Annotated in this window: 13 protein-coding genes and 5 pseudogenes; 8 read left to right on the forward strand and 10 right to left on the reverse strand. The window is 61.4% G+C overall.

From position 1 onward, the window contains the following. Positions 1–3: 3 nt before the first annotated feature. Entirely contained in the window at positions 4–375 is a 372-nt protein-coding gene (locus tag AC1DE3_RS24475; RefSeq protein ID WP_476780751.1) for a hypothetical protein, read from the reverse strand. On the opposite strand from AC1DE3_RS24475, the pseudogene tnpC reads away from it, so the two are divergent. Next, positions 271–1,087: pseudogene (tnpC, locus tag AC1DE3_RS24480) on the forward strand (IS66 family transposase); the annotation flags it as partial. The gene AC1DE3_RS24475 and the pseudogene tnpC sit on opposite strands and share 105 nt — an antisense overlap. Here tnpC and AC1DE3_RS24485 read toward each other — a convergent pair. Together AC1DE3_RS24485 and AC1DE3_RS24490 are read right to left on the reverse strand one after the other, a co-directional pair. Next, positions 1,074–2,417 carry a TAXI family TRAP transporter solute-binding subunit gene (locus tag AC1DE3_RS24485; RefSeq protein ID WP_476780739.1) on the reverse strand — a complete coding sequence of 448 codons (1,344 nt, stop codon included), beginning with the start codon at positions 2,415–2,417 and terminating at the stop codon, positions 1,074–1,076. The pseudogene tnpC and the gene AC1DE3_RS24485 overlap by 14 nt on opposite strands. A gap of 117 nt (positions 2,418–2,534) precedes the next feature. Beyond that, on the reverse strand, positions 2,535–3,299 hold the full coding sequence (locus AC1DE3_RS24490) for a polyphosphate kinase 2 family protein (RefSeq protein ID WP_476852832.1): 765 nt from the start codon (positions 3,297–3,299) through the stop codon (positions 2,535–2,537). 359 nt (positions 3,300–3,658) lie between these two features. On the opposite strand from AC1DE3_RS24490, the gene AC1DE3_RS24495 reads away from it, so the two are divergent. Next, positions 3,659–3,913 (forward strand): hypothetical protein, encoded by a 255-nt coding sequence (locus tag AC1DE3_RS24495; protein WP_476780737.1) that lies wholly within the window; start codon positions 3,659–3,661, stop codon positions 3,911–3,913. Positions 3,914–3,949: 36 nt separating this feature from the next. Here AC1DE3_RS24495 and AC1DE3_RS24500 read toward each other — a convergent pair. From AC1DE3_RS24500 to AC1DE3_RS24515, 4 genes and pseudogenes are all read right to left on the reverse strand, one after another. Continuing rightward, positions 3,950–4,282 (reverse strand): annotated as a pseudogene (locus AC1DE3_RS24500) (integrase core domain-containing protein); the annotation flags it as partial. A 71-nt stretch (positions 4,283–4,353) separates the two neighbouring features. Beyond that, a pseudogene (locus tag AC1DE3_RS24505) lies at positions 4,354–4,617 on the reverse strand (transposase); the annotation flags it as partial. Between the two features lie 81 nt (positions 4,618–4,698). Further along, the gene (locus AC1DE3_RS24510) at positions 4,699–5,331 is read right to left on the reverse strand and encodes a response regulator (RefSeq protein ID WP_476780750.1); all 633 of its coding nucleotides are present in this window, start codon (positions 5,329–5,331) and stop codon (positions 4,699–4,701) included. Between the two features lie 152 nt (positions 5,332–5,483). Further along, positions 5,484–7,178: a histidine kinase gene (locus tag AC1DE3_RS24515; protein WP_476780736.1), complete on the reverse strand. Its 1,695-nt coding sequence runs from the start codon at positions 7,176–7,178 to the stop codon at positions 5,484–5,486. A gap of 424 nt (positions 7,179–7,602) precedes the next feature. On the opposite strand from AC1DE3_RS24515, the pseudogene AC1DE3_RS24520 reads away from it, so the two are divergent. The 4 genes and pseudogenes from AC1DE3_RS24520 (at position 7,603) to AC1DE3_RS24535 (ending at position 12,465) form a co-directional block, all read left to right on the forward strand. Beyond that, positions 7,603–8,525: pseudogene (locus AC1DE3_RS24520) on the forward strand (formylglycine-generating enzyme family protein). Positions 8,526–8,682: 157 nt separating this feature from the next. After that, the gene (locus tag AC1DE3_RS24525; protein ID WP_476780749.1) at positions 8,683–10,344 is read left to right on the forward strand and encodes an arylsulfatase; all 1,662 of its coding nucleotides are present in this window, start codon (positions 8,683–8,685) and stop codon (positions 10,342–10,344) included. Between the two features lie 660 nt (positions 10,345–11,004). After that, a complete protein-coding gene (locus AC1DE3_RS24530) occupies positions 11,005–11,394 on the forward strand; it encodes a hypothetical protein (RefSeq protein WP_476852833.1) in 390 nt (129 codons plus the stop codon). Between the two features lie 33 nt (positions 11,395–11,427). Next, positions 11,428–12,465, forward strand: a complete 1,038-nt coding sequence (locus AC1DE3_RS24535; protein ID WP_476780734.1) for an HAD family hydrolase — start codon at positions 11,428–11,430, stop codon at positions 12,463–12,465. Between the two features lie 278 nt (positions 12,466–12,743). Here the strand turns inward: AC1DE3_RS24535 and AC1DE3_RS24540 are convergent, their stop codons facing one another. Together AC1DE3_RS24540 and AC1DE3_RS24545 are read right to left on the reverse strand one after the other, a co-directional pair. Beyond that, positions 12,744–13,232, reverse strand: coding sequence for a MarC family protein (locus AC1DE3_RS24540; RefSeq protein ID WP_476780733.1), 489 nt, complete (start codon positions 13,230–13,232; stop codon positions 12,744–12,746). A 268-nt stretch (positions 13,233–13,500) separates the two neighbouring features. After that, positions 13,501–14,391: a hypothetical protein gene (locus AC1DE3_RS24545; RefSeq protein WP_476780732.1), complete on the reverse strand. Its 891-nt coding sequence runs from the start codon at positions 14,389–14,391 to the stop codon at positions 13,501–13,503. A 342-nt stretch (positions 14,392–14,733) separates the two neighbouring features. On the opposite strand from AC1DE3_RS24545, the gene AC1DE3_RS24550 reads away from it, so the two are divergent. Further along, the gene (locus tag AC1DE3_RS24550) at positions 14,734–15,693 is read left to right on the forward strand and encodes a hypothetical protein (RefSeq protein ID WP_476780731.1); all 960 of its coding nucleotides are present in this window, start codon (positions 14,734–14,736) and stop codon (positions 15,691–15,693) included. Positions 15,694–15,963: 270 nt separating this feature from the next. Here the strand turns inward: AC1DE3_RS24550 and AC1DE3_RS24555 are convergent, their stop codons facing one another. Beyond that, positions 15,964–16,296, reverse strand: coding sequence for a hypothetical protein (locus AC1DE3_RS24555; protein WP_476780730.1), 333 nt, complete (start codon positions 16,294–16,296; stop codon positions 15,964–15,966). Positions 16,297–16,676: 380 nt separating this feature from the next. Between AC1DE3_RS24555 and istA the strand changes: the two are divergent. Beyond that, positions 16,677–17,807: pseudogene (istA, locus tag AC1DE3_RS24560) on the forward strand (IS21 family transposase); the annotation flags it as partial. Between the last annotated feature and the right edge of the window lie 64 nt (positions 17,808–17,871).

Consider the following 17,871-nt stretch of genomic DNA (forward strand, 5'->3'; position numbering starts at 1 on the left):
GCCCTAGCCTCTCTCGGATTGCGGTGGTGATTGGTTGAGCGTCTCGATCACCGGAGCCGCGTCGGTCCCCCCGAGCCGGCGCGGTTTCATTGTTTGAGGGCAAGCGAAATCGCGATGAATCCGAAAACGCGGCAATCGCTGCGCGGCCTTTTCGCCGACGCTCATGAGATTACTTCCCATGCCCTCATGGTCCTCGCGCCCGAAGCCCAGGCGAACAGCCAAGACGCCAGGCGAGCCGGAGACGCTGGTTTGCGAAACCAACTCCCACGGGCCGACGACGCCATCGTTAGCAAGTCGCTCGACGGCACGATCACGAGCTGGAACGCCAGCGCAGAACGCTTGTTCGGCTACACCGCAGACGAAGCGATCGGGCACCCCAATGATCACCTGCGCGGTTTCACCGGCGTCCTGCAGCCGACGCCTATGCCGGCTATAACCGGCTGCTCGCGCCCGATCGCCAGCCTGGGCCGGTCGTCGAAGCCCTGTGCTGGGCCCATGCTCGCGGGAAGATCTTCGAGCTTGCCGATATCGCCACGAGTCGCCGGCGCGGGCGTAACGCCGCGCCGATCTCGCCGATCGCCTTCGAAGCCGTCACTCGCATCGACAAGCTCTTCGACATCGAGCGCGAGATCAACGGCATCGCGGCCGAGCAGCGCCTCGCCGTCCGCCGGGACCGCAGCGCTCCACTTGTCGCCGATCTCGAAGCCTGATGCGCGAGCATCGCGCCACGCTCTCGCGGCATGCGCCCGTCGCCCAGGCCATTGACTAAATGCTTCGGTGCTGGGATGGCTTCACCCGCTTCCTCAGCGATGGCCGCATCTGCCTCACGAACAATGCTGCGGAACGAAGCCTGAGAGGGCTGGCTCTCGGCCGCAAAGCCTGGCTCTTCGCCGGATCAAACCGTGGTGGCGAGCGAGCCGCCGTTATCTACAGCCTCATCGGCACCGCCAAGCTCAACGATATCGACCCGCAGGCTTGGCTCGCCGACGTCCTCGCCCACATCGCCGACACGCCGCAGAGCCGCCTCAGCGAGTTGCTCCCCTGGAACTGGCGGCTCCAGCACGACGCCCATCTCAAAGCTGCCTGATCGTGGCCTTCGGCGGAGGGTCACGTCTTAAATGCAACATGGCCACAGCGTCGCGGGCGCTCTCGTATGCAAGATGCAGCGGCGCGAACTCCTCATAGCTGCAACGACGTCGATAGCCGAGGGTTGCCATGTCGATCGTAAGAGCACCGAGCTCCCGCGACAGGTCGATTGCGTCGGTGGGGTCGATCGAGGCCCAGGCGCGCTCGGTAATGCTCTTCAGGCGGTCCAAGATCTCGGGTATGCGATCAGGATCGCCTTTCTTGAGGTAGCCACTGGCGGCAGCCAGAATCGAGCTCGCGACACCGCCCACGAGCACGACGTTCCAGATCTGATCGCTAAAGAGGGTCGCCCAGCTCGTATCCGTATCCTCAAGATATGCGGCGGTGCCTGGGTGAATTGGAAAGCGTGCATCTTCCTTCTCGCTTTCCGGCGGCGCAATCAGGTTGGCTACTGCAACTTCGCGCGCCAACTCGCTGCGCCGCTCGAGTAGGCTGCGGGTAACCTCCGTGATCGCATTGTTGTAGACCCGCACGCGCAGTGGGCCGGTTGAGGCGCGATTGGCAGCAAGCACGGTCGGAACGCCGACTGTGTCGACGTCTTCGTCTGGAATAGATAAGCGAGGAAATGCGAATTTCTCGATCGCCTCGGAACTTGCGGCCGGAGTATTCTTCTTAAGAGATTCACCGAATTCGATACTGAGGATGGTGGGAGGGTTCTTTTTTCTGTCACCCGCCGCCGCAACAACTGCCCTGACCACTGGATCTGCTGGCACGCCGATAACGGCGAGGCAGTCAATTCGCCCGCGGGCGGTCAGCCCGGCGACATCTTCGGGCTTGATAATTGCCAATTGAACGTCCGCTGGCGTGAGGCCCAACATCTCGAGCAGCCTGACGAAGGAAGGCTCGTCAAGCGGCGTGCGGGAAACGAGACCAAGGCGCTTGCCTTTCACATCGGAAAGGCTCTCCAGCTTGTGTCGTGCCGGCGCGACAGCGATCACGACGTTGGTGCGCAGCAACGCCACCAGCGCCGCGCTTGTAGGCAACGGATCGTCGAGACGCGTGACCGCCAGATCGACTTCTCGTTTTTCAAGCAAGCGATTATTCGCATGGACGTCGGCCGTAGGCACCAAATCCAGGCGGACCCCAGCCTGGTTGATCTCGAGCAGACGATTGAATGCAATCAACAGCTTGGCATCGATTCCGTCCTTCGGTCCCGCAGCGACCCGCAGGTGCAGAGGCCGCGACCACATCAGAAATGCCACGATGGCCACCGTAAGCAGCGCGAGCGCCGCAGCGGCCAACAGGAAGAGACGCGAGATCGCAATGTTCATGGCATTTGCCCCGAGCTACGCCTCGCAGCGAATGGTATAAGCTAAGGGATCAAGGTCTGCCGCGATTGGCGCCCCCTTCACGCAGAAAAAAGCGGCTTCGCAAGCCTATCAGCCGATTCAATTCCGCGCGAAGTCGCGCTCCTCGTACCCATCCGGGTTCTGCCGCATCAGTAACTCAATTTTCTCCCGTGGCGGCGCTTCATACGGGACCGAGCTGAGGATGTGGGAGATGATGTTGAGACGTGCCTGGCGCCTGTCGTCGAAGCAGACGGCGTACGAGGGCGGCCAAGCCGTATCGCTGGCGCGAAACATCTCGTCACGGGCCCGCGAATAATCGTGCCAGCGAAGTATGATTTTAGATCCATGGGAGACTGTTTCCAGATCTTCCGCGGATCGCCGATGCGCTCCTGCATCCGGTGCGTTTGCTCTTTTTGGCCGACTTCCAGCCAGTTTCAGAAGGATGGTGCCGGAATCGACGTTCGCCCTTTCGACGCCCGATACGTCCTGCAAAAAGCTCTTGCCCTGCTCCTCGGAGCAGAAATCCATCACCCGCTCGACGCGGGCCCGGTTGTACCAACTGCTATCGAAGATCACAATTTCGCCCGCGGCAGGCAAATGCGGCAGATAGCGTTGCACATACATTTGCGATTTCTCGCGCTCCGTGGGCGGCGGTAGAGCCACCACCCGGAAGGTCCGGTGGCTTACGCGCTTGGTAGTTGCCTTGATCACGCCGCCCTTGCCATCCCCCCCTTCAAAGACGATGCAGACCTTTGCGCCCACATGCTTCGCCCACTCCTTGGGCTTGACGAGTTCGCCATGCAGATCGCGCAGTTTGCGCTCGTAATCTTCCTTCTTGAGCGGCTTCTGATCATTTTGTTTCATAAGTGCCCCCCAAGTCCGACACCGGAAGAAGGCGACGTCTCCGGGAAGCCCACCCGGCCGGTTGGCGATCATAGCGCGCTTTCTGGAGCCAGACGAGCATTCCCCACATTCCTATTCCGAGGGGTAAGAGCATGAAAAGCGGCTCAGTTGGCGAACGAATTCGTTCTGCGCAAATAAATTCCGGCGCGCGAGGTACGCCTTGAGCGCTTTATTTCCTGGCGGCGCATTGTACTTGCGTACAATAGCACGGCCGGACGATTGCGCGCCTTCTGATAAGTCCGGCCAGTATTTACGGCTACAGGCTCTGCCAACCAACGAACTGGAAAGAACCAGGCTGTCCTGTCCGAATGGAGGGGAAAATGAAGACGTTAATCGTGTTCGCCGCACTCATTGCAGGAAGCATCAGCGTAACCACTAAAGAAGCGCGCGCCGTCGTTTACTGCCAATACATCGGCTACCCAACTGGCTGCGTTGCTCGTGCAGGCGTTGTGTTGCGTCCGAGGCCAGTTGCCCGCGCGGCTGCGACACCGGGCGTTGGTGCGCCGGGCGTCGGCGTGCGCCCCGGCACGCCAATGAACCGTGGAGGCCCCGTCAATCGGGCAGGAAGACGCTAAGCCAGTTAGTATATCGCGTGACGTTGCCCCCAGTTTCTATCCAGCGCGGAGTTCGCTCGGGCGGTAGGTTGTGGCCTTTTGGCCGGGGTGGATGACGGGATCTGGTGCGAAGCCGTTGGTATAGCGCAGCGGCAAATCTCGTCGTGGGTGGAAGGTGGCGGCGAAGGCAGACGGTGTCTGCCAGCCAAGCCCCGAGTGAGGTCGGGATCCGTTATAGTCGGACCTCCATGCGCTCAGGGCGGCTCTGGCCTTGCCGAGCGTCGAGAACAGGGTTTCATTGAGAAGTTCATCGCGGAGGCGCCCATTGAAGCTCTCGATGAAGGCATTCTGCATCGGCTTGCCCGGCGCGACGTAGTGCCATGCGACCCGAGCCGATGGCGTTCGAGGTGAATCGCTGCCGTAGCACATTGGGAAGAGGCTCGACCGTTGGCTCAGTAGTTTCCCGAAGCCGCCTCCTTCAGGATCAGCTTGTCGTCGTCAGGTCCGCGACGGCGCGGCGGAGCCGGGCATTCTCGGCCAAGCTCCTTCATCCGCTTCACCTGATCTGACCTGAGGCCGCCGAACTCACGACACCAGCGGTAGTAACTCACCTCCACGCCGATCGAACGGATCGCGTCGGCAACAGATTGCCCCTGCGAGACCAGCACATCGACCTGGCGCAGCTTCGCGACGATTTCTTCGGGCTTGTGGCGCTTCCTCGGCATCTCGATCCTCCTGTCTGCCAAAAGACATACTTCAGGGTGGACCAATTCAGTGGGGGTGGATCAATCCGGATCACACTGCGGTCAGGCCTGCACCAGCTTGTTGCGAATCGCGTAGCGAATCAGGGCCGCGGTCGTATCGACATTAAGCTTGCGCATCGCTGATGCCCGATGGGTTTCGACCGTCTTGAGGCTGACGCTGAGCACTTCAGCGATTTTCTTGTTCGTTTGGCCCTCGGCGATGAGCTGCACGACAGATTTCTCGCGAGCGGTCAGGAGGGAGACAGATGATTTCCCTGATGACAAAAAGGTGGCCAGGAGAGCTTCGGAGACCTTGCCCGTGAAGAAAGGTTTGTGAGCGGCCAGGCTCTCAACCGCCGCGATCAGAAATTTCTTGGCGTCCGACTTCAGCAGGAAGCCTTTGGCCCCCGCTTCCAGCACCTCGCGCACAAGAGTGGCCGTGTCGTGCATGGTGAAGATCAGCACCTCCGCGCCGGGCACCCGGGTGCGGATCTGACGCGTGACCTCGATGCCATTGAGCACCGGCAAGCTGTAGTCGAGCACGACGACATCAGGGTGCGTGGTCAGCGCTTGGTCAATCGCAGCCTTACCGTCCTCAGCCTCCCCAACCACTTCCCAACCGGCCTGGCCTTCCAAGATGGCTCGCACGCCAGAGCGAACGACGTCGTGGTCATCTGCGATCAGGATCCGCATCAGCAGTAGATCCCCTCATTGCAGTGCACGGGAAAAGTCTCTTACGGGCCAGCGCGAGCGTGCGCCGGTCATACCGCCGACACAAGCGCCTTCGCTGTCGTAAAACCCTGAAACTTGATGCGTGAGACCCTGAAATGCACGGCGCTCGCAAAGCGTCACGCGGCCGATCGGTTTTGGGTTGAGGCGCGTGGAGACATCGGGACAAACGCGATCAGCGCCGTCCCATGAGCACCCGTTTTGATCTTCAGGTCGCCGCCGAACTGCTGCAACCGCGCTCGCATACCTGAAATGCCCACGCCCAGTCGAGGGCGCGCCCCAGATCCGTCTGCGACCTTCATGCCTCGTCCGTTGTCGCGCACCCGGATGACCAGCCTGCCGGACGCCAACTTGATCCCGACTATGACCTGCGTAGCCCCGGCATGCCGGTGCACGTTGGAGAGCGCCTCCTGCACCACACGCAAAATGGACCGCTGGATGTCAGGGGAGATCGTGCTCACCATGGGAGAGATTCTGACTGAAGCGCTCAGCCCGGTCCTCTCAGCAAACCCTTCAGTAAAGTCCTGTAGAGTGAGCTTGAGGCCATCGCTTGCCAGATTGGGAGGATGCAGCAGGTATGTGAAAACCCGAAGCTCCAGGAGGGCACGTTCGAGAAGATTCTCGACCTGAGCGAAGACCTTTCGAGCTGAGGAGCTTTGCGAGATCTCGGTCTCCAAGTGCATCAGGCCGATATTTGCGGCGACGATATGCTGCGCCGTTGAGTCATGGAGTTCACGCGCGATACGCTGGCGCTCGTCCTCCTGCACCGCGAGCAGTTGATCCGAGAGTTGCGTAACCCGACCCTCCGCGACACTGATGAGATCCGAGAGGAACTTCAGCGGCTGTTCGACCTTTCGGGTCGTGAAGAGTGCGGCGGCCCCGCCCGCAAGCAATAGAAGCGCCGCCGGCAGCGCCATCTGCCAGAGCACCGCGGTCAACGGAGCGTTGACGACGGCACGCGGCACCGCGACGGCCGTTGTCCAATTGGTTGCTCCGGACCGGCGATATGCGACAACGACCGGTACACCTCTTTCATCGACACCCTCGGTCAGTCCGACCGTTGTGGTTGTCGGATCGGCATTGGCCAGGCGCGGGATCAAATCCGCCAATGCGGGCAGTTCCGCTAGCGCATGTCCCCCTCGCTCCGCGACGATGATGTGAAGGTTGCGATCGTAAAGCGCTTTCGTCCACGACGGGCCACTCGTTTGATCGTGCAGGATCGCGTTCAGCCGCACATCGGAGAGGATGGTTGTAAGCCAGTGACTCATCTTACCGTCACGTCCGTCGATCCTGAGACTGAGCGCAACGACGACGGCTTGCTTAACCACTCCGAACCGACGACCGGAAACGGACCAACCCCGGTCGCGAATCCTAACAAGCGCCTCCGGGGAGGTCGGAAAGGCCGTGTGGGCCGGAAGCGACGGATCGCCATAGGGCAGCAATGTATTTATGAGTTGCCGTTCGAGATCGTTGAGGATCAGCCAGGACCCATCCGGAACCGGTGTCGCCTTGAGCTGCTCATAAAAGGCCTTGGTGTCGCCAGAGCGAAGCGCGGGCGATGTTGACAATCCCTTGAGCAAGTACTGAACGGCTGCGACCTCCTGATCGAAGGCGAGGGACAGCGCGGAGGCGGCACTGTTGGCCTTGTAGAGAATCGCCTGTCGCTCGCTGAGCGCACGCGAGAAAAGAATGGTGACGAGAATGGCGCAAGCCGCCACGACCACGATCGCGAAGGTTACGGCGACGCTCCGCCGGAGGTGCCGGGTCAAACCCTTGGGCGCCACCTCAAGCTCGTGCGCGACGAGGTCGTCCATCGCGGCCACCTTTGGTGAACGAGAGAGGAAGACAGTTCCAGAGCAGATTGGTTACAAAAACCCACGTTAAACCCTGAGGCATTGCGCTGTCGAGTTGCGCCATTCCGTGCGCTCACAGATGCCGACAAGGTGATCAGGAGTCGTAACCTGCAACGTGCGCAATGCGGCGGTTGGCGAGTTGCTTGATTGATTGGATGTCAGCTTTTCGGGGCAGAGCTCCTGCGCGTCGTCATGGGGCACCTACCGTTGCGTCAAAATCAGGGTCGCGCTCCCATTGTTTCCGGGCAAACCCTGATAGCCGTCACTCCCCAGCTAGCCGAACATCCAGGCCGGAATATCGGAGGCCGCCGTGATAGCGCAGGTCCAATTGCAGGCTACGCCAACTCTTGCTGAAAGCGTCAGGGAGTTTGGCTTCCCAGTTCCTATGATCTTTATTCCGGGGGGCACGTTCCACATGGGGTCTGACGCTCACTATCCCGAAGAGGCGCCGGTCCACCGCGTCACCGTCGATGCGTTCTGGATGGACCGCACACCGGTGACAAACCGCCAGTTCAAGGAGTTCGTCCGCGCGACAGGCCATGTCACCATGGCCGAGATCCCGCCCGATCCTAAAGACTACCCGGCTGCCCTGCCGCACATGCTCCATGCGGGCTCGCTCGTTTTCTCACCACCGGACCATCCCGCTGATCTGCGCTTCTGGGGCGAGTGGTGGGCGTACTTGAAGGGAGCCGACTGGCGGCATCCACACGGCCCGAAAAGCAGCGTCCACGGCCTCGACAACCATCCCGTCGTTCACGTCGCCTTTTCAGATGCGCTCGCCTATGCGCGTTGGGTCGGCAAAGACCTGCCGACCGAAGCCGAATGGGAGTTCGCGGCCCGCGGCGGGCTCGACGGCGCGGAGTTTGCCTGGGGTGACCAGTTCACGCCCGGCGGCAGGCACATGGCGAACACCTGGCAGGGCGATTTCCCGCGGCAGAACCTTGCGCAGGACGGGTTCACGCGCACCTCGCCGGTCACCGCCTTCCCGCCCAACGGCTACGGCCTCCACGATATGATCGGCAATTCTGGGAGTGGACGAGCGATTTTTATGCGCCAAGACACGCCGCCGATGCGCCGAAAGCCTGCTGCATCCCGGAAAACCCGCGCGGCGGGCGCGAAGACCAGAGCTACGACCCGTGCCATCCGGAACTCAGGATCCCGCGCAGGGTCCTGAAAGGCGGCTCGCATCTGTGCGCACCCAACTACTGCCGGCGCTACCGCCCGGCGGCCCGCCATCCCCAACTCGTCGACACCTCGGCAAGCCATATCGGCTTCCGATGCGTCCGGCGAGAAGGTCCAGAGAGCTGAAAGAGGAGGATATGTCGTGCAACATGGAATTCTCGCTGAAACGAGCAACACCGGCTCCACGGATAGTCGCCTCAGGCTGAAGTGCCTGCTTGCCAGCGCGCGCGACGCGTCGCGAACGGCTCTGCTGGGCGCCACCGGGCTCATCTGTGCTGCAGCGTTGACGCCGGCTGTCGCCCAGGCCCCTGCGCCGGCGCAGTCAAAGCCGAACATCCTGTTCATCATGGGCGATGACATCGGCATCATGCAGCCGAGCATCTACCACCGCGGCCTGATGGTCGGGGAAACCCCCAATATCGATCGGATCGGCCAGGAAGGCGCGCTCTTCACGCACTACTACGCCGAGCAAAGTTGCACGGCCGGCCGCAATGCCTTCTTCACCGGCATGCATCCGCTCCGCACCGGCATGATCCCGCCCCAACTGCCGGGCAGCCCCTCCTACCTGCGGCCGGGCACGCCGGCACTGGCCAAGTTCCTGCTCGACCTCGGCTACAATACCGGCGAGTTCGGCAAGAACCATCTCGGCGACCACACTGACGCGCTGCCGACCGCGCACGGTTTCCAGGAATTCTGGGGCTATCTGTATCACCTCGATGCGATGCAGGGCGTGAGCTTCCCCGACATCAACAAGAGCCCGACCCAGCAGAGTGTGGCTCCGCCATGCGTCAACACGACGATCCCGGGTCTTCCTCCGGTTCCCGGTGCGGTGGATCCGCGAACCTCGGTTTGCCTGACGCCGCCACGTCCCGTGATGTTCTGCACATCCTCCAACGGCACGGCGGCCAATCAGACCTGCCGCGACGAAGGTCCGCTGACCTTGGAACGCTCGAAGACCGTGGACGAGGAAATCTCCGCCAAGGTGGTCGACTTCCTGGAGCGCAACGACCCGAGACGAACCAACAAGCCGTTCTTCGCCTGGTACAACCCGGCGCGCATGCACATCACCACCGTGCTGTCGCCGAAATACGAGGCGATGATCGGCGAGCCCGGAGGCAAGGACTGGGGCCTCAACGAGGCCGGCATGAAGCAACTGGATGACAATATCGGCGTCGTGCTGAAGAAGCTCGAGGATATGGGCCAGCTCAATAATACGATCGTGGTCTTCACCACCGACAACGGCGCCGAGACGATCACCTTCCCCGATGGCGGCACCACCCCCTTCAAAGGTGGCAAGTTGAGCACCTGGGAAGGCGGCATGCGCGCGCCGCTCCTCGTCCGCTGGCCTGCCGGCGGTATCCGGGCGGGCACGATCAAGAACGACATCTTCGCGTCGCTCGACTGGCTGCCGACGCTCGTCAACCTCGCGGGCGGAGACAAGGGCGACGCGCTGAACCAGCGCATCATGGCCGGCAACTATCCGGGCATCGTCAAGACCAAGCTCGATGGCTTCGACCAGACCGAATATCTTCTCGGGCGGTCGGACAAATCGGCGCGCGACACGTTCTTCTACTATTCCGGCAAGGACCCGTCGGCGGTGCGCTACAAGAACTGGAAGATCTACTTCGCGATGGTGTCCGACTCGCCGGCAGGCTTCATCTCGGGCGTGCAGCCCTTCCACTGGGCCCAGGTCGTCAATATCAAGCGTGATCCCTTCGAGACCTCGATCGGTTCGCAATACAAGACGCTCATGGGCATGGGCGGCACGATCGGCTCACCTTCCACCGCCTATGTCTACGATTGGAACATGTTGCCGATCGGCCAGGCGCTGTGGATGAAGGAACTACTTTCCTACAGGGACTTCCCGCCCATGCAGGACCCGGCGAGCTACAACCTCGATCAGGTCATGGATCAGATCAAGAACGCAAAGGGCCGGTCCGATTGACCGCTCACAATGCGACAACGCGGCCGTCCCGAATGGGGCGGCCGCTTCCCCCGACCTTCGTGCGCATGACTGACTGCCATCAGCACACTCCACGCAGTTTGGAAAATTACGGGAAGGGCGGATGCTTGGGGGCATCGCGGCCGAGCGCCGATGGGACGGAAATCCGGTCGGAACCCCCCTCGCTGGCACCCAGGCGGTCGATGATGGCTCTGCAATCATACCCAGCAGACCTGGTTTCAAAAGGGAGGCGCGACAATGACCGTCATTCGATTGATATGCTTGGCGCTCCTCGCTGGCATCGCTCTGTCAGCCTGCCAGACACCGCAGTCCAGACAGGCCGAGCTCGCCCGGATCTGTGCTGATCCCGTCAATCGGCAGCCCAAAAGCTCTTACTGGGGAGAGTGCCAGTCGCTCTATCCTTCGACGAGCCGGCAGCGGCAAAAGGACTACCTACTCGGGGCCCCTACGGGTGATTGAGTTCGATGCCGAGCCGGACCGCAGCAGCAGACCGAGACGGCCCCGCGCAGGACGATCGCCGAGCTATGCAAGTGAATGCCTGCTCGCGCTGCGCCCGAGCCTGGCAGGAAAGAAGACCGGGAGGCTGCAATGCAAACGTTCAGGTCGAGTTGGCGCGCACAGACCTAATCATGGGAGGACGTCGTGACGAAATATGCCGTAGCCGGATTTGCGATCTCGTTCGGGCTGGCCCTGACAGGCTGCCAGTCCACACAACAGGTGGTGCAGCAGAAGGAAGACCTGCTATCGGCGGCCGGCTTCACGCCACAGCCCGCGAACACGCCGCAGCGCATCGCGGCGATGAAAAAGCTCTCGCCCAACAAGTTCGTCCAGCAAACCAAGAACTCGCAGATCGTCTACGTCTACGCTGATCCGATCGCCTGCCAATGCGTCTATTTCGGCAACCAAGCAGCCTACGCCCAGTATCGTAGCATGGTGTTCCAGCAGAGACTGGCCGACGAGCGGCAGATGACCGCCGCGATGACGCAGAACAGCTTCGACTTCGGCCCCTGGGACGCGCCTTTCATGTATTGAGGCGGATTTCTCACACGTTGACGGGAGACGAACATGAAGCTCACCAACTCCCGGGTCCATCTCAGCCGCCGCGTGCTGCTTGGCACGCTGGCTGCTCTGCCAACTCTTATCCCGCCCCTATGCCTTCTATCATCGTCGGCGTACGCACAGGCTGAGCAGCTTCCGTCCTGGAACGACGGTCCGACCAAGGCAGCGATCATCGATTTCGTCACGCGCGTCGCGACCCAAGGTGGGCCAGACTTCGTCGCGCCCACCGAACGCATCGCGGTGTTCGACAACGATGGAACCCTGTGGGTCGAGCAGCCGATGTATGTTCAGCTTGCGTTCGTGCTTGAACGCGTCAAGGCGCTCGCCCCGCAGAACCCTGGCTGGAAGACCAAACAGCCTTTCAAGGCGGCCCTCGATGGCGACTTGAGGGCGCTGGCGGCATCGGGTGAACTGGGCTTGATGCAGCTTGTTGGCACCACGCACGCCGGCATGACCTCGGAAGAGTTTGCGAAAATCACCTCGGATTGGCTTGCCACGGCGCGCCATCCGCGTTTCAAGCGCCCCTATACCGAGTTGGTCTACCAGCCAATGCTGGAGTTGCTCGCCTATCTCAGGGCCAATGGCTTCAAGACCTACATCGCCTCTGGCGGCGGTGTGGAATTCATGCGTCCCTGGACCGACGGGGTCTATGGAATCCCACCCGAGCAGGTCATCGGCTCCTCGATCAAGACGCAGTTCGAGATGCGCGATGGCAGGCCCGTCATTTTCCGTCTGCCGCAGATCAATTTCATCGACGATAAGGTGGGCAAGCCCATCGGCATCAATCAGCAGATTGGCCGCCGGCCGATTGCGGCGTTCGGGAATTCAGATGGTGATCTCGAAATGCTGCAATGGACGACCATGTCCGGCGGGGTGCGCTTCGGCCTGATCGTTCACCACACCGACGCGGAACGCGAATACGCCTACGACCGCGATTCCCACTTTGGAAAACTCGACAAGGCGCTCGACGCCGCGGCTGTGAACAAATGGGCCGTGGTCGACATGAAGAAGGATTGGAAAAAGGTCTTTGCCTTCCAGGAATGAAGATGGCGTTTCGCACACTTCGCCCGTTCTTAAGCCGTCCTCGGCTTAGCCGGACCGGAGTTGGGATAATGCGACACCTTCCGCAATCGTCGGACGCGTCATCGGCGTGCTCGCGATCGACCTCTCATCGTCGAAGCAAAAGCGGGCGCCCCTTAAGAGAGGTCGAAACCCACAGATATAGATGAGGCGGAAGATCCACCGGAAGGTGACGGACCATGGAAACGATTTGTCGTTCGCCATACCGGCAGTTGAGCAGTGATCGCCGATGGAGGCGACGCTCAGTGCAGATTGGTCATGCCTTGCATTTGCAGGGCTTCGACCACGCCGTCAAAAATCAACCCGCCCCCGATCGCGGAAACGAAGAACCCGACAATGCGCGTGATAGCATCGATCCCCATCGGGCCGATTCTTTGCGTGAGCTTTTCGGCATAGAGCAAGCAGTGATAAGTGGTGAACATCGTCGCGACGATTGCCGCTGATATAGCGAGGAACGAGACAATCTCCTTGGATGAATCTTTAATTGTCGCGGTCATCCCGATGATCGTGGCGATGCCGCCGGGACCGAACATGAGCGGCATTGCCAGCGGCACGAAAGCAATGTTCGCTTCGTCGGTGTCGGTGCCCGAAAAGCCCAGATCGTCGTCCGATTTTCTAGGCATGAACAACTCGAAGCCGATCTTCATCAGGATGATGCCGCCGACGATCCCACAGTGGGACACCGAAAATCCGAAGCAGAAGCGTTCCGAAAATGAAGAAGAATAGAGCATAGACCGAGGCTTTCAACGCGACCTTGCTGTGCGTGACGCTATCCTTGCCGGATAACAGCTTGAGGACGACCGGCAGGACCCTCAAACGGGTTGATGATGGCCAGCAAGGTCGTGAAGGTGCCCACGAAAAGCGAAAGCTCGCTTCTCATCCGCATTTCCCCTACGCGCAGACTGTATTTGTCACGAGGCGTCTCCGGTCGGCGCCATTGCCGCGCGCAGCAAGTTCGACAGCATCCGCCCGCCTTCGAAACCGCAATCTGGCCCTGCTTCAGAATCGCAGGCTGAGCCCGACAACCGGGCCATGCATCAACATATCGAAAGCGTAACGCCGACGTCCCTCTCCCTGCGCATAGTCGGCATAGAGCGCCCGGTAACCAAAGACGCCCGAATAGGTGACCCCGTTCTTCTCGGCGAAATCGAAGCTGTAGCCTGCAATGCCCTGCCACGAGAATTTGCTGCCGCCACCACCAAGGTCGCCGCGCAGGAAGATTTCATGGCCGGGCGCGACGGCGACCCGCATGCGCGCGCCGGCAAAGCCGTCGACCCAGTCCACCGCGCCGGAACGGGCGATCGCGACGTTACGCCCGAAGCTGAGATCGCCGACATCGACGGTCGCGCCCGCATCGAAGGAAAGCTCGGCGCGTTGATACCAGTAGCGCGCGCCCGCCAGCACGTCGAAGCTGACCGATCCGTAGCGCGCCAGCTCGTAGGCCGCCCCCGCTTCGAGGATCGCCATCGAGACCTTGGCATCGCCGGACGCGCCGATCGCCCCCGTGATATCCGGCGTCACGCCGCGTGTCCGGACGCCGCCGCGATCCACGCCGACCTTGAGCGCGGCGAAATTGCCGAGGAGGGAAAGCCGGCCGTTGCGGGCCTCCATATCGGCCATCAGGGCAAATAACGTTCCGCCATCTCCGAGCGTGGCATCGACGATATCGATGAAGCTCGCATCGACCTTCGCAGTTCGCCCCTTCACGGTCTGATCTCCGTTGAGCGAAATCAGCCAGCCATAGGGCGTGAACCGGTAGGTCCATGCCGAGGTCATCACGGGTGGCACGGGTGCAGCCGGGGGCGGCAGGTCGGCGGCCTGCGCCACGGCGCTGCCGAGCCCGAGGATGATCGACATGAAGCCGCAGGCCTTCGCGTGGCTTAGTGTCATCGCAATCCCCTTTTTTGCGATTCATGCTGCGAATTCCACGCCCAGCTTTCGCCGAACACTGCGTCCGCTCAATGCGAAACTTGCTTCCCTCCACAAAGCAGCCATGGCTGTGACATTTTTACTTATCCGGACTACCCGAACTCGGCCCCCCTCGCCTGGCCGACATGGAAATGAATTTCCTGCTGTTCATGACCCGCAGCAAAAACGATCCGTCGAATTCGTGTCCCAGTTTGTGCAAAAGCCTCCGAACATCGCGTCCGGTTTTTTCTCCGGACGGGATCGCAGCCTAACGCCCGATTATTGTCCTCAGGTATAGCGGAAACTCGCTGAAACCCTCGCCGCATGTATCCTGAAAGCAACACAAACTTAGATTTGCGCGACTGGGCGGTGCTTAATCTGGCGTGCCAAAGAGAACTCTGTTCTTCTGCATTCTGGCAGTCTGGACTTCAGACGGAACGCATCATGACTGGACGACGCAAACGCTGCGGACGGTTGGGACTGAAACTCGCGCTCGCCGTCTCAATAGGCTTGCCAAGCTCCTTGGCCATTGCACAGGAGGAACGCGAGAAAAGCAGCGACGATCTGGCCAAGGCGGCGCAGAACCCCGTTGCCGACATGATTAGCCTGCCTTTCCAGAACAACTTCAATTTCAACGTCGGTCCACACAAACAGCTCCAGAATGTCCTCAACATCCAGCCCGTGATCCCGATCACGCTCAACGAAGACTGGAATCTGATCACGCGCTGGATCACGCCGGTGATCGCGCAACCGGCCCTGACGGCGAATGGCGACCGCGAGTTCGGCCTGGGCGACATCAACCCCAGCTTCTTCTTCTCGCCGAAGCAACCGACGCACGGCATCATCTGGGGGGTCGGCCCGACCTTTGTATTCCCGACAGGCACCGACAAGAGCCTGACCAGCGGCAAGTATTCGGCGGGGCCAGCCTTCGTCGCCTTGGCCATCGAAGGGCCGTGGGTCGTCGGAATATTGGCCAATAATGTCTGGTCTTTCGCAGGCAAGAGCAATCGTAGTGCCGTCAACCTTATGACCCTGCAGCCCTTCGTGAACTATAATTTCCACGGCGGCTGGTATCTGACCTCGTCTCCCATCATCACTGCCGACTGGGAGGCCGGCCATGGCGACCGTTGGACGGTGCCGATTGGAGGAGGCTTTGGGCGCGTCTTCCACGTCGGCCATCAGCCGGTCAACGCCCAGTTTGCGGCGTACTACAATGTCGCCAAGCCCAGCGGAGCCGCCAACTGGCAGCTCCGAGCCCAGCTCCAGTTCCTGTTTCCGAAATAAAACCGTGAAAGCGCGATCGCCTCTCGCGGATACGTTCGAGAACCCTCCAGTCGCGAAGCGTGGGGAAGATTGGCAAATGCGCCTTGTTGTGGGGAAGGATGTAAACCGCGCGGATCGGTCTGGGCCGTGAGGCGACCGCTTCTGAGGCCTGCGTCACCGATAGGGCCGTGAGAAGCGCCAAGAGGGCGAACGGTGATCTTCTAGTCATGTCCGCCCTCGTTGTGTTGGCGGTGCCGACATGCCGCCGAGGTGGGTCCACTCGGGCCCGTCTCAGGGCACTATGGAAAAGAACAGAAATGCCCCGAAGATGACTAGGTGAACGGCGCCCTGGAGCACCGTCGTTCGACCGGTACCAAGGGTGATGACACTCATAATGAGCGTCAGCGCCAACAAGAGGCGGCTCTTGTCATCCAACCCGAGTTCCAGGGGCTGACCAAGCACAATCGAGACGACCGCAACCGCGGGGATCGTCAGCCCGATCGCCGCCAATGCGGACCCGAGCGCGAGGTTCAGGCTAGTCTGTAATCGGTTGGCCTTGGCCACATTTAGCGCTGCCAGGACTTCAGGCAGCAGAACGGCGGCTGCAATGACGATGCCGATCACCGCCTTGGGCAAACCGAGCCAGGCAATGCCTACCTAGAGAGTCGGCGTCAAAGACTCGGCGAGCGCGACGATCGGCACGAGCGCAACGAGCAGCAGCCCGACACTTACCAAGGCAATTCGGTTCGATGGCGGAGACGCATGCGCGTCCTCGTCGCACGAGCTGGATGAAAACGAAGGCGCCGTAGAGCACCAACGAAACAATCCCAGCAAACGCCAATTGGGATGGGTTGAAGGCCGGCCCCCCCGGCATGCTTTCAACAAGGTTGGGCTGTGAGATCGCCTGCAATGTTGGCCCCGTGAGGGGCGGTTATCGCTTTGAAGGTTAGCCCCCCTGTTATCGGCTGCGGCTGATCCTTCCGTCTTTTCGGAAGGGTCCGGGGATGACGGGTGTGGAGACGATCGGTCGGATCCGGTTCGAGCATTTCCAGAACGGCAAGGGGATCAAGCGGATCGCGCGGGAACTCGGCCTCGCGCGCGACACGGTTCGCAAAGTGCTCCGCTCCGGCGCGACCGAGTTCATCTACAAGCGCGAGGTCCAGCCGCGGCGGAAGCTGGGAGCCTGGGTCGATACGCTGACGGCGATCCTCGAGGCCGAAGACCGGCTGCCGCGGCGCTAGCGACGCTCAACAATCCGGCTGTTCGAGGAGCTGCGCGGGCGCGGCTACGACGGAGCCCATGACAGCGTCCATCGGTTCGTGAAGGCCTGGCGTGCCGATCGCGCCCGGCTGCCGGCGCAGGCCTTCATTCCGCTGCGCTTCGATCCCGGCGAGGCCTAYCAGTTCGACTGGAGCCACGAGGCGATCGAACTCCACGGGCCGCCCGTGGTGGTGAAGGTCGCTCAGATGCGACTGGCCTATAGCCGGATGCCGATCGTGCGCGCCTATTTCCGCGAGACGCAGGAGATGGTCTTCGACGCGCATGACAAGGCCTTCGCCTTCTATGGCGGGGTCTGTCGGCGCGGCATCTACGACAACATGAAGACCGCGGTGGAAGCCGTCTTCGTCGGCCGCGCCCGGGAGTACAACCGGCGCTTCCTTCAGCTCTGCTCGCATCACCTCGTCGAGCCGGTGGCCTGCACGCCGGCGGCCGGCTGGGAGAAGGGCCAGGTCGAGAACCAGGTCGGCACGATCCGCGATTTGCTGTTCCGCCCGCGGCCGAAGGTGAAGACGCTCGACGAGTTGAACGCCTGGCTCGCCGACCAATGTGTCGCCTACGCTCGGCGGGCCAAGCATCCCGAGTTCCGCGATCGGTCTGTCATCGAGGTCTTCGAGGAGGAGAAGGCGCGGCTGATGCCGTATCTGGGCCCCTTCGCCGGCTTCGTCGAGAAGCCGATGCGGGCGACCACGACCTGCTTGATCACGCATGATCGCAACAAGTACAGCGTCGATGCCCGGGCCGCCGGCCGCGCCGTGCTGGTGCGCGCCTATGCCGACCGGATCGTTGTGTTGCTCGATGGCGAGACGGTCGCCGACCATCCCCGCAGCTTCAAGCGCGATCAGGTCGTCTTTGATCCCTGGCACTAGCCTTCAACGCGATAACGGGGCTGCCCTTCAACGCGATTTGACAGCGCAACTC

This window comes from Allobosea sp. 10L417, assembly GCF_056395485.1.